Source organism: Streptomyces sp. NBC_00442 (assembly GCF_036014195.1).
In the GTDB taxonomy this organism is placed as follows: domain Bacteria; phylum Actinomycetota; class Actinomycetes; order Streptomycetales; family Streptomycetaceae; genus Streptomyces.
In genome coordinates, this window is record NZ_CP107918.1 from 5,562,806 (window position 1) to 5,577,969 (window position 15,164).

At 73.8% G+C, this 15,164-nt stretch carries 13 protein-coding genes and 1 other RNA gene; 8 read left to right on the top strand and 6 right to left on the bottom strand.

Annotated features, from left to right (window positions below):
- Nucleotides 1–68 precede the first annotated feature (68 nt).
- Nucleotides 69–1,145: a Zn-dependent alcohol dehydrogenase gene (locus OG432_RS25035; protein WP_328313207.1), complete on the top strand. Its 1,077-nt coding sequence runs from the start codon at nt 69–71 to the stop codon at nt 1,143–1,145.
- A 96-nt stretch (nt 1,146–1,241) separates the two neighbouring features.
- Nucleotides 1,242–2,186, top strand: coding sequence for a 3-oxoacyl-ACP reductase (locus OG432_RS25040; RefSeq protein WP_328313208.1), 945 nt, complete (start codon nt 1,242–1,244; stop codon nt 2,184–2,186).
- Nucleotides 2,187–3,001: 815 nt separating this feature from the next.
- Here the strand turns inward: OG432_RS25040 and OG432_RS25045 are convergent.
- Nucleotides 3,002–4,126, bottom strand: a complete 1,125-nt coding sequence (locus OG432_RS25045; protein ID WP_328313209.1) for a hypothetical protein — start codon at nt 4,124–4,126, stop codon at nt 3,002–3,004.
- Nucleotides 4,127–4,535: 409 nt separating this feature from the next.
- On the opposite strand from OG432_RS25045, the gene OG432_RS25050 reads away from it, so the two are divergent.
- Genes OG432_RS25050 through OG432_RS25060 form a run of 3 tightly spaced genes read left to right on the top strand, consistent with a single transcriptional unit; the run spans nt 4,536 to nt 7,537 of the window.
- Nucleotides 4,536–5,384, top strand: a complete 849-nt coding sequence (locus OG432_RS25050) for a Nif3-like dinuclear metal center hexameric protein (protein WP_328313210.1) — start codon at nt 4,536–4,538, stop codon at nt 5,382–5,384.
- Nucleotides 5,381–6,124 (top strand): zinc ribbon domain-containing protein, encoded by a 744-nt coding sequence (locus tag OG432_RS25055; RefSeq protein ID WP_328315228.1) that lies wholly within the window; start codon nt 5,381–5,383, stop codon nt 6,122–6,124. Before OG432_RS25050 ends, OG432_RS25055 begins: the two co-directional genes overlap by 4 nt.
- A gap of 9 nt (nt 6,125–6,133) precedes the next feature.
- Nucleotides 6,134–7,537: a bifunctional RNase H/acid phosphatase gene (locus OG432_RS25060; RefSeq protein WP_328313211.1), complete on the top strand. Its 1,404-nt coding sequence runs from the start codon at nt 6,134–6,136 to the stop codon at nt 7,535–7,537.
- A gap of 211 nt (nt 7,538–7,748) precedes the next feature.
- Here the strand turns inward: OG432_RS25060 and eda are convergent, their stop codons facing one another.
- Both eda and yaaA read right to left on the bottom strand, forming a co-directional pair.
- A complete protein-coding gene (eda, locus tag OG432_RS25065) occupies nt 7,749–8,402 on the bottom strand; it encodes a bifunctional 4-hydroxy-2-oxoglutarate aldolase/2-dehydro-3-deoxy-phosphogluconate aldolase (protein WP_328313212.1) in 654 nt (217 codons plus the stop codon).
- A 78-nt stretch (nt 8,403–8,480) separates the two neighbouring features.
- Nucleotides 8,481–9,281, bottom strand: a complete 801-nt coding sequence (gene yaaA, locus OG432_RS25070; protein ID WP_328313213.1) for a peroxide stress protein YaaA — start codon at nt 9,279–9,281, stop codon at nt 8,481–8,483.
- 513 nt (nt 9,282–9,794) lie between these two features.
- Between yaaA and OG432_RS25075 the strand changes: the two genes are divergently transcribed.
- Entirely contained in the window at nt 9,795–11,234 is a 1,440-nt protein-coding gene (locus OG432_RS25075) for an RNB domain-containing ribonuclease (RefSeq protein ID WP_328313214.1), read from the top strand.
- A gap of 4 nt (nt 11,235–11,238) precedes the next feature.
- Here the strand turns inward: OG432_RS25075 and OG432_RS25080 are convergent, their stop codons facing one another.
- A complete protein-coding gene (locus OG432_RS25080) occupies nt 11,239–11,889 on the bottom strand; it encodes a hypothetical protein (RefSeq protein ID WP_328313215.1) in 651 nt (216 codons plus the stop codon).
- Nucleotides 11,886–12,722, bottom strand: a complete 837-nt coding sequence (locus OG432_RS25085; RefSeq protein WP_328313216.1) for a MerR family transcriptional regulator — start codon at nt 12,720–12,722, stop codon at nt 11,886–11,888. The genes OG432_RS25080 and OG432_RS25085 overlap by 4 nt, the downstream gene beginning before the upstream one ends.
- A 120-nt stretch (nt 12,723–12,842) precedes the next feature.
- On the opposite strand from OG432_RS25085, the gene rnpB reads away from it, so the two are divergent.
- Together rnpB and OG432_RS25095 are read left to right on the top strand one after the other, a co-directional pair.
- Nucleotides 12,843–13,242: RNase P RNA component class A (gene rnpB, locus OG432_RS25090), an RNA gene on the top strand.
- Nucleotides 13,243–13,478: 236 nt separating this feature from the next.
- Nucleotides 13,479–14,231, top strand: coding sequence for a hypothetical protein (locus OG432_RS25095; RefSeq protein WP_328313217.1), 753 nt, complete (start codon nt 13,479–13,481; stop codon nt 14,229–14,231).
- 40 nt (nt 14,232–14,271) lie between these two features.
- Here OG432_RS25095 and OG432_RS25100 read toward each other — a convergent pair whose 3' ends face one another.
- On the bottom strand, nt 14,272–15,159 hold the full coding sequence (locus tag OG432_RS25100) for a hypothetical protein (RefSeq protein WP_328313218.1): 888 nt from the start codon (nt 15,157–15,159) through the stop codon (nt 14,272–14,274).
- Nucleotides 15,160–15,164 lie beyond the last annotated feature (5 nt).

Below are 15,164 nucleotides of genomic sequence, written 5' to 3' on the forward strand. Positions count from 1 at the left end.
GCTGTTCCGTCCGGTACTTGTTCCGGTACTTGTTCCGGTAGTTGATGGGGATCGAGGGGAGCCGCACCATGCGCGCAGCCGTACTGCACGAGATAGGCCAGGACAAGCTCGACGTGGTCGACGACATGGAGGCGACCGGCTTCGGCCCGGGGAAGGTCAAGCTCCGCGTCCGCGCCACCGGCCTGTGCCACTCCGACCTCTCGGCGATGAGCGGGGTGCTGCCGCAGCCCGCGCCGTTCGTGCCCGGCCACGAGGGAGCGGGCGAGGTCATCGACGTCGGCGACGGGGTGACGAGCCTGAAGCAGGGCGACCGGGTCCTGATGTGCTGGCTTCCGGCCTGCGGGGCGTGTCCGTCCTGCAAGCGCGGCCAGACCCAGCTCTGCCTGGCCGGGTTCATGAACGCCGGCACCCCCAACTTCCGCCGCTCCGGCGGCGACGTGTTCGGCTTCGCCGGCACCGGCACCTTCGCCGAGGAGGTCGTCGTCGCGGCCGGCTGCGCGGTCCCGATCCCCGACGACGTTCCGTACGAGATCGCCGCGCTCATCGGCTGCGGGGTGACCACGGGCCTGGGAGCCGCCATCAACACCGCGAAGGTGGAGGCGGGTTCGTCGGTCGCCGTGATCGGGTGCGGCGGCGTCGGCATCTCCACCATCCAGGGTGCCCGGGTGCAGGGTGCCGCCCAGATCGTCGCCGTCGACCCGGTGGCGTCGCGGCGCGAGGCGGCGCTCAGGTTCGGTGCCACGGAGGCGGTCTCGCCCGAGGAGTTCGCCGACGCCAAGCAGCGGATCACCGCGGGCGAGGGCTTCGACTACGTCTTCGAGGTGGTCGGCCGCTCCGCGACCGCCCGCACCGCCTACGAGAACACCCGGCGCGGCGGCACGCTGTGCGTGGTCGGGGCGGGCGCCATGGACGACTTCTTCCAGGTCAACATGTTCGAGCTGTTCTTCGACGAGAAGCGCATCCTGCCGTCCATGTACGGCGGGGGCGACGTGCTGCGCTCCTACGAGCGTGCCATCGCGCTGTGGCGGGCGGGCCGCATCGACCTGGAGAGCCTGATCACCCACCGGGTGCAGCTCGCCGGGATCAACGACGCGCTCGACCAGATGCGCAGCGGCGAGGCCCTGCGCACCTGCATCGCGATCTGACCCGATCCGGCATCGGCCCGTCCCTTGTCCACCCCCTTGTCCATCCCTCCTGTCCGTCCCTCCTGTCCATCCCCCTTGCGAGAGGACCCAACCGGCATGGCAGCACTGCCACTTGAAGGCCTGTCCGCGATCGTGACCGGCGCCGGGCGCGGGCTCGGCAGGGCCGAGGCGCTCGAACTGGCCCGGCTCGGCGCGGCCGTCGTCGTCAACGACTTCGGGCAGCCGGGCCGCGACGGCTCCGGCCAGGCGTCGAAGGGGCCCGCCGAGGAGGTCGCCGCCGAGATCCGCGCGGCGGGCGGCCGGGCCACCGCCCACACCGGCGACGTGGCCGACCACCAACAGGCCGGCGAACTCGTCCAGTTGGCGATCGACACGTACGGCAAGCTCGACATCCTGGTCAACAACGCGGGCATCCTGCGGGACCGGATGATCTTCTCGATGAGCGAGGCCGAGTGGGACTCGGTGATCCATGTGCACCTCAAGGGGCACTTCAACACCACCCACTTCGCCGCGGCGCACTGGCGCGAACGCTCCAAGGCGGCGGGCGGCCCGGTCTACGGCCGCATCGTCAACACGTCCTCCGAGGCCTTCCTCGCCGGGTCGGCGGGCCAGCCCAACTATGCGGCGGCCAAGGGCGGCATCGTCGGCCTCACCACCTCGACGGCGCTCGCGCTCGGCAAGTACGGGGTCACGGCCAACGCGATCTGCCCGCGTGCGCGTACGCGGATGACGGAGGACGTGTTCGCGGGCTTCGCGGAGCCGGGGGAGGGGCAGCTCGACCCGCTGGCACCCGAGCACGTCTCGCCCCTGGTGGGCTATCTGGCGTCGCCCGCGGCGGCCCAGGTCAACGGGCAGCTCCTGGTGGTGCACGGGGGGATGGTCGCGATCGTCGAACGGCCGCGGGTGGCGGCGAAGTTCGACACGTCGAAGGAGGTCTTCTCTTACGAGGAGCTGGACGAGCTGATCTCTCCGTACTACGCGGGCCGGCCTGCGGGGGAGACGTTCGCGGCGGCGGAGGTGCTGGGGCTGCGTCGCGGTTGAACCCTGGCTTCCCGGCTGCCTCCCGGGTCTCCGCCCCGGACCCCGATCCGGCCCGCGCCCCTTGCCTGCTGGGTGCCGGGCGGCATACCCAGCCCGTCCGGCGTTTGAGGACGAGTGCCCTTAAGGCGCGAACGGGGTCTGGGGCGGAGCCTCAGAGGCTCGAACCTCGGACCCTTTCCACCCCCGGAGGTTTTCGGGAGGGGGCGGGGTGGGGCGAGTCCCGGGGTCCGGGGCGGAGCCCCAGGGCCCTCGGCTTCCGGTTGCGGACCGTGCGTGGCTGGTCGCGCAGTTCCCCGCGCCCCTGTGGGGCCCCCGGAGTCGGCCGGTCGCGCTCCCCGTGGCGGGGCCGCGCAAGTGTCACAGTCCCGCGCCCCTGTGGGGCACTCGGGGTCGGCCGGTCGCGCTTACCGGGGCGGGGCCGCGCAAGTGTCACAGTCCCGCGCCCCTGTGGGGCACTCGGGGTCGGCCGGTCGCGCTTACCGGGGCGGGGCCGCGCAAGTGTCACAGTCCCGCGCCCCTGTGGGGCACTCGGGGTCGGCCGGTCGCGCTTACCGCGGCGGGGCCGCGCAAGTGTCACAGTCCCGCGCCCCTTGTAGGGCACCCGGAGTCGCAGGTGGTCGTGCCGGTTAGGTGTCCGGGTTTTCGTCGCGTCGGTGGCGTCCGTGGGGCGGGGTCACGGAATCCTCCGTAGACGCCGCACCGCCCCGGTGCCGCCCCGCGCTGTCGTTGCCCGTCTCCTGCGGACGGGTGTCGGTCTGGTTGGACATGAGCTGTGGTCACCCCGTAGTCGTCTTCACACGTGCAGGCCGCCGATTCTAACGATCTTCCGATGCGGGCCGACGGCCGGTCAGGGGCGCCTGCCCCAGAGGCACCGGCTTGGCCGCCGCGGGCTTGGCGGGAGCCGGCGGCGGCGCGGGCGCCGGGTCGGCCGGGGCGGGTACGTCCCGCACCGCGCACGGGCTCGCCTCCGTGACGTACGGAAGCCTCAGCACCCCCTGAGGCGTCCACAGGCCGGTGCCCGCCAACCACCCCTCGGGCGCGGCCAGTTGGTGCAGGTGGCGGCCGGCCGGGCGCCAGATGCCGACCCAGGTGCCGGCCGCCGCGTCGATGCGCAGGGCCACCGCACAGGACTCCGGCATCAGAACCTGTCCCGGCTGTACGGCGAACGGCGTGATCGCCGCGTCGGCCAGGCGCAGGCACTCCGGGAAGCGCACCGGGAGCGCGGAGCCGAGCACCCCCCAGCCGAGCCGGTCGTGGCCCGGGGCGTCCGAGCGGATCAGGAGCAGCCCGCTGTCGGCGTCGGCGAGCAGCAGCCGGTCGTCGCTGTCCTCGGTGATCTGGAGCAGCTCGCTGACCTCGCCGCCGCGTTCCAGGTCGACGGCGACCGCCTTGGTGCGGCCCTCCAGCTCCCGGTCGAGGGCGAGCATCCGGCCGGTGCGGTCGAGCCAGGCCCCGCCCGAGCAGCGCCCCTTGACCCGCGCGACCAGCTCGGGGCCGAACGCGCCGCCCGCCACCAGCCACAGCGCCGTGGAGTCGGTGCCCACGGCGAGTGCGTACGCGCAGCTGCCGTCCGGGGACGGCGGGAGCAGGGTGAGCTCGTCGGCGTCGGCGTCGACCGCGCCCAGGGGCAGTTCGCCGGTGGCCGGCCCGCTGGGGTAGAGCAGGGCGAAGGAGTGCCGGTCGGCGATCCTGCGCTGGATGAGCACCCTGCCGTCCGCCATGGGCAGCACCCCGGTGCCGGGCTCCTCCGGCTGGTTGCCGGGGAGCGGCACCGCGTACGGCTCGGGGCCGTCGAGCGTCCAGCGCTCGGGGAACCAGGCCGCGCCGCCGCCCTCGTCGCGCACCAGCCTCGCGGCGTACGAACCGTTCGCCGTGATGGCGAATCCCGTACTCCTGACCGCGCCGCCCTCGGCAGCGGTCTCGATGGCCAAAGCCGTCATCAGATGGGTCACCTCCGGCCACCGAAGCTAGTTTTCGCCGCTCGCGCCGGACAACACGAGACCACGCGCTTCACACCAATGGGTGGCGGTCCCGCGATTCGCCGGTGGTGTGTGGGACGGATGTGCAGGAACGATTTGTATAAGGTCAGGCGTGCCCAAGGAGCACCGGCCGGATGTGTTCGAGGCCGGACCCGAGACCATCGACCGGGCCGACGTCGAACAACCTGAAGGCCGGCAAGGCCGGACAGGCCGGCAAGGCCGGACGGGCCGAGGACGTCAAGGACCGGACGGGGCACCTCGTGCTCGGCGCCGCCGCCGACTCCGTCCTCGACGACCTGCACGGCTCCCGGCGAAGAAGTAGCCACCGGCGGCCGACCGGCGGGGCGCGGAGCGCAGGTAACCTGTCTGCGTGCCCCGTCTGTCTGAAGTCATCGCCGCGCTCGACGCCCTCTGGCCGCCCGAGCGGGCCGAGGGGTGGGACGCCGTCGGCACCGTCTGCGGCGACCCCGATGCCGAGGTGCGCCGGGTCCTGTTCGCCGTCGACCCCGTCCAGGACATCGTGGACGAGGCCGTCACGCTCGGCGCCGACCTGGTCGTCACCCACCACCCGCTCTATCTGCGCGGCACGACCACGGTCGCCGCCGGCCACTTCAAGGGCCGCGTGGTGCACACCCTGATCAAGCACGACATCGCCCTGCACGTCGCGCACACCAACGCCGACACCGCCGACCCGGGCGTGAGCGACGCCCTGGCCGGTGCCCTCGACGTACGTGTCCTGCGGCCCCTCGTGCCCGATTCCTCCGACCCGGCGGGCCGCCGCGGCCTCGGCCGCGTCTGCGAGGTGGAGCCCCCGATGACGCTCGGCGCGTTCGCCGCCCGCGCCGCGGCCCGGCTCCCCGCCACCTCGCAGGGCATCCGCGTCGCCGGCGACCCCGACGCGCTCGTGAAGACCGTCGCGGTCAGCGGCGGCTCCGGCGACAGCCTCTTCGACGCCGTACGCGCCTCGGGAGCCGACGCCTTCCTCACCGCGGACCTCCGCCACCACCCGGTCTCCGAAGCCACCCAGCGCTCCGCGCTCGGCCTGGTCGACGCCGCGCACTGGGCCACCGAGTGGCCCTGGTGCGAGCAGGCCGCGGCCCAGCTCGACGAGATCTCCGACCGTCACGGCTGGGACCTCAGGGTCCACGTCTCGAAGACGGTCACCGACCCCTGGTCGGCCCACCACACCTCCCCTTCTATTGATGGAGCCCCCAACTGAACGCCGCGCCCGCCGACCAGATCCGCCTCCTCGACGTACAGGCGCTGGATGTCCGCCTGTCGCAGCTCGCGCACAAGCGCACCTCGCTGCCCGAGCACGCCGAGATCGACTCGCTCACCAAGGACCTCACCCAGCTGCGCGACCTCCTGGTCGCCTCGCAGACCGAGGAGAGCGACACCGCCCGCGAGCAGACCAAGGCCGAGCAGGACGTGGACCAAGTGCGCCAGCGCGCCGTCCGTGACCAGCAGCGCCTCGACTCGGGCGCGGTCTCCTCGTCGAAGGACCTGGAGAGCCTCCAGCGTGAGATCGTCTCGCTCGCCAAGCGCCAGGGCGACCTCGAAGACGTGGTCCTCGAAGTCATGGAGCGCCGCGAGGCCGCCCAGGAGCGGGCCGCCGAGCTGACCGAGCGCGTCTCCTCCGTGCAGGCCAAGACCGACGACGCCACCACGCGCCGCGACACCGCGCTCGCCGGGCTCGACGCCGAGATCGCCTCGGTGACCAAGGAGCGCGAGGTCGTCGCCGGGTCCGTGCCGGCCGACCTCCTCAAGCTCTACGACAAGCTGCGCGCCCAGCAGGGCGGCGTCGGCGCGGCCCGCCTCTACCAGCGCCGTTGCGAGGGATGCCGCCTGGAGCTCAACATCACCGAGGTCAACGAGGTCAAGGCCGCGGCCCCGGACGCGGTCCTGCGCTGCGAGAACTGCCGCCGCATCCTGGTGCGCACCTCGGAATCGGGTCTGTAAGTGCCGTCCGTGCCGTCCGTGCCGTCCGAGGCGTCCGAGGCGGGCCGGCGGTTCGTCGTCGAGGCCGACGGCGGCTCCCGGGGCAACCCGGGACCCGCCGGCTACGGCGCGGTCGTCCTCGACCCGACGACCGGCGAGACGCTCGCCGAGGCCGCCGAATTCATCGGTGTCGCCACGAACAACGTCGCCGAGTACAAGGGGCTCATCGCCGGCCTGCGCGCCGCGCGCGAGCTAGACCCGGCCGCGCGGGTGCGGGTCCGCATGGACTCCAAGCTCGTCGTCGAGCAGATGTCGGGCCGCTGGAAGATCAAGCACCCGGACATGAAGCCGCTCGCCGCCGAGGCGGGGCGGATCCTGCCGCCCTCGCAGGTGACGTACGAGTGGATCCCGCGCGAGCGCAACAAGCACGCGGACCGGCTCGCCAACGAGGCGATGGACGCGGGCAAGCGGGGGCAGCGCTGGGAGCCCTCGGCGTCCACGGCCGACCTCTCGGCTTCGGCCGACGCGGCTGCGGCGCGCGTGGTCGGGGACCAGGCGGCGGGTGCGGCCAGGGCACGGGCGGCGCTTGCGGGAGCGGGTGCGGTGACTTCGGAGGCGGAGGCGGAGGCGCAGGCGGAGGCAGGGCCGGCGTCGGTTGTGGTGCCGGTTCCGGCGGGCGGGGCGGCCGGGCGTGGCGCTTCGGCGTCGGCGCGCGTACTCCCGACTCCCCTACCGGACAAGCCTGTTGAGACCGCCTCGGCATCGGTCTCGTCCTCCGCTACCGTCGGCTGGGGTGCCTCAGCCGATCTGGGTGCGCCCGCCACGTTCGTCCTGCTGCGGCACGGCGAGACGGCGCTCACCCCCGCGAAGCGGTTCTCCGGCAGCGGGGGAACCGACCCCGAGCTCTCGGCGGTCGGGCGCGGCCAGGCCGAACGGGCCGCCGCGGCCTTCGCCGAGCGTGGCACCATCGAGGTGATCGTCTCGTCCCCGCTGCGCCGGTGCCGGGAGACCGCGGCCGCGGTGGCGGGCCGCCTCGGGCTCGACGTGCACATCGAAGAGGGACTGCGCGAAACGGACTTCGGGGCGTGGGAGGGGCTCACCTTCGCCGAGGTGCGGGCCCGCTACCCGGACGACCTGGACGCCTGGCTGGCCTCCGCGAAGGCTGCCCCGACCGGCGGCGGCGAGAGCTTCGCCACGGTGGCGCGGCGGGTCGCCGCGGCCCGGGACCGGCTCGTCGCCGCGCACCCCCGGCGCACGGTGCTCGCGGTGACCCATGTGACCCCGATCAAGACCCTGGTCAGGCTGGCCCTGGGGGCGCCGCCCGAGTCCCTGTTCCGGATGGAACTCTCGGCGGCATCGGTCTCGGCGGTGGCGTATTACGGGGACGGCAACGCGTCGGTACGGCTGTTGAACGACACGGGGCACCTGCGGTAGCTGGGCTGGGCTGGGCTGAGCTGGGCTGAGCGGAGCTGGGATGGGCGCCGGGCGGGTGGGCGCGTGGGTCCTCGGGCGCGGGTTCGCGGGGGTTGCTCGCGCCGCTCCTCGCGCCCCGCGCAACCTGTCTTCGGGTGTGGGCCGAGTGGGGCGGTCGCGTAGTTTCCCCGCGTCCCTTTCGGGGCCCAACCCCCTTGGTGGGCAGGGGAGTTCAGCCTCGCAATGCTGCCGCCTCGCGGGCCAGCGATACGATGCGGGGCCAGTCGCGGGCGGCTATCGCGTCCGCGGGGAGCATCCATGTGCCGCCCACGCAGCCCACGTTCGGCAGGGCCAGGTACGAGGGGGCCGAGGCGAGCGAGATGCCGCCGGTCGGGCAGAAGCGGGCGCGGGGGAGCGGGGCGGAGAGCGACCTGAGGTAGGCCGTGCCGCCCGCCGCCTCCGCCGGGAAGAACTTCATCTCCGTTACGCCGCTTTCGAGCAGCGCCACCACCTCCGAGGCCGTCGAGACTCCGGGCAGGAACGGCACGCCCGACGCCTTCATCGCGTCCAGCAGTGCGGGGGTCCAGCCCGGACTCACCAGGAAGCGGGCGCCCGCCTCGACGGCGTCGGAGACCCCGGCCGGCGTGGTCACCGTGCCCGCCCCGACCACCGCGCCCGGCACCTGCTCCGCCACGGCCCGGATGGCGTCGAGCGCGGCGGGGGTGCGCAGGGTCACCTCGATCGCGGGCAGTCCGCCCGCCACGAGCGCCCGCGCGAGCGGCACGGCGTCGGCGACGTCGTCGATGACCACGACCGGCAGGACGGGGGCGAGGTCCAGGACGGACGCGGGCGCGGGGACGGGGGAGGGCATGGCTGAGGGCGTCATGGGCCCATCCTGCCGGGGGTCTGCGGAGCATGCAACGAGCGTTGCGCATGATGCAACAGTTCGCTGGGCTCGTCGGTTCTAGTGGATCTGCGTCACGATCACGTCCAGGGACCAGGCCCGGCCCGGCTTGGCCGGAGGCTCGGCCTCCACGGTGTAGCCGAGTGCGCCCAGGACCTCCACGAGTTCGGCCGGGTCGGCGGGTGTCGCGCCCGCGGTGAGCAGATCGCGCACGAGCCGGCCCTTGGTCGCCTTGTTGAAGTGGCTGACGACCGAGCGCTTCTCCACTCCGTCGACGACCTGCGCGTGCAGCACCCGTACGGTGGCGGTGCGCCCGGCCACGGCACCCTTGGGCTTCCACGCGGCGGCGTACGCGGAGGAGCGCAGATCGAGGACGAGGCCCGTGCCCGCGGCCTCGGTCATGACCGGGTCCATCACGGTCCGCCAGTACGCCCCGAGCGCCCCGAGACCGGGCAGCTTCACGCCCATCGAGCAGCGGTAGGAGGGAATCCGGTCGCCGGTGTGCACGGCGCCCCACAGCCCCGAGAAGACCAGCAGCGTCTTCGCGGCCCGGCGCTTGGCGGCGGCGTCGAGGGTGGCGAGGCCGAGGGCGTCGTACAGCACGCCGGTGTAGATCTCGCCGGCCGGGCGGGTGCCCGCCGTGCGCAGCTCGATGTTCTTGGCGACCTCGCCGCGCAGACCCTCGCTCAGCCCCAGTACGTCGCGTGCCTTGTCCTCGTCGGCGACGCACAGTTCGACGAGCTCGTCGAGGACGGCGGCGCGGGCGGGCGCGAGGCCCGGCAGGGACAGCGACTCCGCCTTCAGCGGCGCTCCGCGACCCGAAGCGGCCTTTCCTTCGGAGGGCGGCAACAGCACCAGCACGGCGGTTCTCCTTCGTGGCGTACGGGGGGGGAGGGGGTGCGGCCCCTCGCGCCAGCGTAGCGCTGCGCTGTGCTTGACCAGGCCTTGAGCCTGCCAGGGCCGGGCGATGCGCCCGGCACCCCACGGTGCTCCGCCCCGGGCCCCGCCCCCGGGCCCTCCTCAAGCGCCGGAGGGGCTGGATTCTCCCCCCGGGGTGGTGTGGTGCGCCCGGCATCCCTCGGGGCTCCGCCTCGGGCCCCGCTCCTCAAGCGCCGGAGGGGCTGGATTCGCGGGGTGGTGTGGTGCGCCCGGCACTCCTCGGGGCTCCGCCCGGGGCCCGGCCCCTCAAGTGCCGGAGGGGCTGGATTTGCCTCCCCCTCGGGGCTGGAGTGGTGCCCCCTCGCCGGAGTGGGCCCCCCGGGCCGGAGCGGTGTTCCCCGCGGGTGGGACGGGGCGGCCCGCGGTTCGGGGCGGCTCGGGGCTCCTCTGGGTTACGACGTGCCGCTCGCCGCCCCCAGGCCTACGCTCGGATGCATGCCACGTCGTCTCCTCCATGTGCAGGGCGCCGCCGAGGCGCCATTGCGGGCCGCGTTGAGTGCGTTGCGGGTCTCGCTCGGTGTTCCCGAGGGGTTTCCGGCGGACGTCATGGCGGAGGCGGAGCGTGTCGCCGGTGCGCCCCGGGTGCCCGCCCACGACGCGACCGGCATCGAGCTCTTCACCATCGACCCGCCCACCTCCACCGACCTCGACCAGGCGATGCACCTGGAGCGCAGGGCGGGCGGGGGCTATCGCGTGCACTACGCCATCGCCGACGTCGCCGCGTTCGTCACGCCGGGCGGGGCCCTGGACGCCGAGGCGCACCGCCGCGTGACCACCCTGTACTTCCCGGACGGCAAGACCCCGCTGCACCCCACCGTCCTGTCGGAGGACGCGGCCAGCCTGCTCCCGGGGCGGACGCGCCCCGCGCTGCTCTGGCGGATCGACCTCGACGCGGACGGCGCCGCCACCGCCACCGATGTGCGCCGCGCCCTCGTCCGCAGCCGCGCCAAGCTCGACTACGAGGGCGTACAGAAGCAGATCGACTCCGGCACCGCACCCGAACCCCTGGCGCTGCTGCGGGACATCGGCATCCTGCGCGAGCAGCAGGAACTCGCCCGTGGCGGCATCTCGCTCAACGTGCCCGAGCAGGAGATCGTCGCGCACGACCACCACTACGACCTCACCTACCGCGCCCCCTTGCCCGCCGACGGCTGGAACGCCCAGATCTCCCTGCTCACCGGCATCGCGGGCGCCGAGCTGATGCTGGCGTACGGCACCGGGATCCTGCGCACCCTGCCCAGCGCCCCGGACGGGGCGGTCGCCCGGCTGCGCCGCTCGGCGCGGGCGCTGGGCATCGACTGGCCCCACCACGTCCCGTACGCGGCGGTCGTCCGCTCCCTCGACCCGCGCGAGCCGAACCACGCCGCCTTCCTCCAGGAGTGCACGTCCCTGCTGCGCGGCGCCGGGTACACCGTGTTCACCGGCGGCGCCGCGCCCGAACGCGCCGTGCACGCCGCGGTGGCCGCCCCGTACACCCATTGCACCGCCCCGCTGCGCCGCCTCGTGGACCGGTACGCCGGCGAACTGTGCCTGGCCGCGGTGGCGGGGCAGGAGCCGCCCGCGTGGGTGGCGGCCGCGCTCGACGCGGTGCCGAAGGAGATGGCCCGGGGCACGAGCCGCGCCAACACGGTGGAGCGCGAGAGCGTGGACATCGTGGAGGCGGCGCTGCTCAAGGACCGGGTGGGTGAGGTCTTCGACGCGACGGTCGTCGACGTGAAGGAACAGCAACCGACCGTCGGTACCGTGCACTTGACCGACCCCGCGGTCGTGGCCCGCATCGAGAGCAACGACAGCCTCCCGCTCGGCGAGCGGTTGCGGGTCCGCCTCACCCAGGCCGACCCCGGCACCGCGAAGGTCCTGTTCGCCCCGGCGTGAGCGCTCAGGCCGCCGCGGCCGCCCGCAGCGCCTTCACCAGCTCCGCCGACTCGTCCGCGTGGAAGCGCACGGTCCTCACCTCCCGCCGCCCGCCCAGAAGTCGTACGTAGGTGACGGGCTCGCTCAGCTCCACGGTGAGGGAGGTCTGGGAGCCGACGGCCAGGTCCAGGACGTTGTCCGAGGTCTGCGCGCCCGCGCCCTGGAACCTCAACTCGCCGCGGACGCGGACTATGTGGTCCAGCGGGACGACCAGATCGATCCGGGCGCCGGCGCGCAGCCGCAGGGTGTCCGGCGTCAGCACGTGCGGCCGGGTCACGGCCGCGGCCTGCATGCCGAGCACCAGCAGGACCGTATAGAGGTCCAGGACGAACATCGCCGCGTGCACGGCCGGCCATGGGCGTACCAGGAATGACACCCCGGCCGTCTCGACGACGCAGACGAACGCCAGCCCGTACACCGTGGCGGCCTGCGGGCTCGCGTACCCGAACGCACGGTCCACCGGGCCCACTTGATGCCTGCGCCGGGTGATCCACAGGCCGAAGCTCTCGAACACCCGGGCCTCGTGGGCCAACAGCCGGAGCAACGGCTCCGGCAGGAGGCCGCGGCGCCGCGGGGCGTGGCGGGGGAGGTCGCGGCGCGGGAGGTCGTGGGTCATGGCGTCGTCCCGTTCGTCAGGGTCGCGACGCTGCGCATCGCTCGTCGGACCGCCTCCGCCTGGGCGGGCGCCAGGTCGGCGAGGAAGGCTTTGAGGACGCTCTGGCCGGCCGGGCCGGTGGTCGCCGGTGGACCTGATTGCCCGCCCGCGCCCGGATGTGCGCGCGCCTCCGGGTGCGCGGTGATCGCCTCGTCCGGATCGGGCGGAAGGCAGGCGGCGAGCGCCCGCGCCGCCTCGTCGACCCGGGGGTCGCACGGGTCCGCGTCCGCCAGCGCGTCGAGCAGGGCGTACACCTCGTGCGCGCGCTCGACGGCGCCCGGCGCCGCGGCCGTGCTCCGGACGGCACGCAGGAGCAGGTCCCGCTCCTCGGGAGCGGCGCCGGTCGTCATGAGAGTGAGCAGCTCGCGGTCCTTGGAGGCCATGGCCGAGCCGGTCGTATCCGTACCCAACGCGCCGAAAAGATCGGCCAGTTCGGGCGAGAACTCGTCGTCGGCCGACAGGGGTTTGTGCTCGGCCCGGACGAGGAGCGCGGCGAGCCGGGCCCGCCGGGCGGCGATCCGCGCCTCCTGGCGGGCCAGGTCGGCATCCAACTCGCGCAGGACCGCGGCCAGTTCGTTCCCGGCGTCGTCGGCGATCACGCCGCGCACCTCGTCGAGACCGAGCCCGAGTTCGGTGAGGCGGCGGATACGGGCGAGCGCGACGGCGTCCCGCACGGTGTACTGCCGGTAGCCGTTGGGCAGGCGGCCGGGTTCCGGCAGCAGCCCCAGCTGGTGGTAGTGCCTGACCGCTCGCGTGGTCACCCCGGTCAGTGCGGCGATCTCCGAGATCCGCATGGCCTCATTAGAAACGTTGACGCCGCGGCAGAGTCAAGCCGTTGCCGCCGGGCGCATCGCGTCGTCAGGGGCTCGGCCGTCGTGTCGCGCCGCGGCGGGTAGCATGGTCGGCACGGCAGACGAGCCGGGCGGGCGGCCGCGTGGAGATCCTTCGGATCTTCCCGAGGAACGTCCGGGCTCCACAAGGCAGGGTGGTGGCCAACGGCCACCCGGGGTGACCCGCGGGACAGTGCCACAGAAAACAGACCGCCGGGGATTTCGGTCCCCGGTAAGGGTGAAACGGTGGTGTAAGAGACCACCAGCGCCTGAGGTGACTCAGGCGGCTAGGTAAACCCCACCCGGAGCAAGGTCAAGAGGGAGCACCCCGGTGCTCCTGCGCGGACGATCGAGGGCAGCCTGCCCGAGTCCGCGGGTAGACCGCACGAGGCCGGCGGCAACGCCGGTCCTAGATGGATGGCCGTCGCCCCGACGACCGCGAGGTCCCGGGGTACAGAACCCGGCGTACAGCCCGACTCGTCTGCTGCACCCGCCCTGACCAGGGATGACGCCTTGGTTGTGGCGGGATTTTTCATGCCGGAGCGCCGTGGAGCGCTGTGGAGCGCCGTGGAGTGCCGGGAAATGGTTCGGTTTCCTCGGGTTGCCGGGATACCTGTGCGGTCCGGATCGCCAGGACATGGCCGGGGATACGGGATTGGGACACGGCGGGATACTTTATGCATCCCGAGATCCAATGTATCGACTCAGGAGTGCCCGTCGATGATCGTGATCAACCTTGGCCCCGAGCAGAGGGTCGACCCCGCCGACGACGACCTCGGACGGGACCGTACCGGCTACAGCTCCACCATGAGCCCGATCGCCCTGTACGACGCCGGTCACGGCGCCTGGCACCTTGGTGAGCGTGCCCACAAGGAGCGCTTCGCCCTCATGATCTTCGACGGCGCCGGGGTGCTCGCCGTCGAGATCGACCGCATCGAGCCGGTGCCGACCGGGACGGGCGGGAAGGCGAGCGGGCGGCGGTCCGTGATCCACGGCGAGATCCTCGCCGCGGGGCACCCCGTCCACGACGCCCACGTGGGCAAGCCCTCTCCGATCCCGCCGCAGCGCAACCCGATCGGGTACTACGACGCCGCGGCCGAGCAGGTCTCCTGCCTCTGCGGGTGCGGCGAGAAGATCCCCGCCGGCAAGGACTTCGTCCAAGGGCACGACCAGACCGCCGTGCGCGACCGGGTGAGCCAGATCGGCACGGTCAGGGACTTCATCGAGTGGTTCGACCGCGCTCATGGCGCCTGGCCGGACATCAACGTCATCCATGAACCGGTCACGTTGGACGGCACTGCGACCGGGGCCCCGGCCCGGATGCGGCACCGGTTGGGCTGCGATCACTTCCCCGTGGACGAATCCGGCCGCGTCCTCAACACTGCGCGCGCAGCCACCCGGCGCGAGCTGGAGACGCTTCGCCCGTGCAAGCACTGCGTCAGCACCTCGGCCAAGGCTGCGCGAGAGCGGTAACCGGGGGCGCCGGCAGGGCCGGGGGGTGGCACGGGCGGGTTCAGGCGATCGCGCGTGGGGCGGAAGACGCGTGCGCGGGGCGGGCCGGGAGGGGGTCGGGCAGGACCACCTGGACCAGGTAGGGCCGGCCCGCGACGGCGCCCGGGTCGTGGTCGAGCAGGACCGCCGCGGGTGACCAGCCGCCGGCGCGCAGGGCGTCGAAGGGGCGGGACCACTGGACGGGGGCCGTACGGGACGCGGACGGCGGGCACTCCTGGTCCGGGCGCACGGCGGGTACGGCCCGGAGGCGGCCGCGCAGCGCGCGGTCGACGGCGCGGTGGACGGCGGCGGAACGCACCGCCGCCGTGGCGATGACGGTCTCCCGGCCCGGGGCGAGGCGCAGCGCGCAGGCGGGCAGGGAGAGCAGCTCCGACACGTCGTGCACCACGAGGGTGCCGGACGCGCGCAGCGGTGCGACGGCGCAGCTCTCGCAGTCGGCCGGGTGGCAGGACCCGGAGCAGGCCGGGCGGAGGTCCAGGCGCGGGATCCGGAGACCGGGTGCGGTGAGCCGCTCGGCGATCACCGACTCGCACTGCTGGGCGAGACCCTCCTCGACGGCGCTCAGCCAGGTGAACCCGGCCGCGGCGCCGACCGGCGGTCCCGCGGCCGTCCCGCCGGTCGCGGGCACATCCGGGGCGTGGACGCGGCGCAGTTCGCCCGTCACCAGGTCCATGCCCCAGCGTGCGCCCGGACCCCGGCCCGCGGCCGCACGGGCGGCGAGCGCGTCGAGCAGCGAGTCCATGTCGGCGGTCGTCCCGGCGAGCGCCGGGTCGGCCGCAGCCAGGGCGCGCACCCGCTCGGGGTCGGCCGCCGCGCCGCCCACCACGGCGACGAAGGCCGCCCGCGCCTCCGCCTCGGTGGGGATGCGCCTTGGCTCCTCGCTGGTCATGTTCG

What these genes read in the sequence shown, in the direction of transcription:
- OG432_RS25040 (WP_328313208.1), top strand. Translation starts at nt 1,242, where the DNA reads ATGGCAGCACTGCCACTTGAAGGCCTGTCCGCGATCGTGACCGGCGCC.
- OG432_RS25080 (WP_328313215.1), bottom strand. Translation starts at nt 11,889, where the DNA reads ATGACCCACGACCTCCCGCGCCGCGACCTCCCCCGCCACGCCCCGCGG.
- OG432_RS25045 (WP_328313209.1), bottom strand. Translation starts at nt 4,126, where the DNA reads ATGACGGCTTTGGCCATCGAGACCGCTGCCGAGGGCGGCGCGGTCAGG.
- OG432_RS25085 (WP_328313216.1), bottom strand. Translation starts at nt 12,722, where the DNA reads ATGCGGATCTCGGAGATCGCCGCACTGACCGGGGTGACCACGCGAGCG.
- OG432_RS25035 (WP_328313207.1), top strand. Translation starts at nt 69, where the DNA reads ATGCGCGCAGCCGTACTGCACGAGATAGGCCAGGACAAGCTCGACGTG.
- eda (WP_328313212.1), bottom strand. Translation starts at nt 8,402, where the DNA reads ATGACGCCCTCAGCCATGCCCTCCCCCGTCCCCGCGCCCGCGTCCGTC.
- OG432_RS25095 (WP_328313217.1), top strand. Translation starts at nt 13,479, where the DNA reads ATGATCGTGATCAACCTTGGCCCCGAGCAGAGGGTCGACCCCGCCGAC.
- OG432_RS25100 (WP_328313218.1), bottom strand. Translation starts at nt 15,159, where the DNA reads ATGACCAGCGAGGAGCCAAGGCGCATCCCCACCGAGGCGGAGGCGCGG.
- OG432_RS25075 (WP_328313214.1), top strand. Translation starts at nt 9,795, where the DNA reads ATGCCACGTCGTCTCCTCCATGTGCAGGGCGCCGCCGAGGCGCCATTG.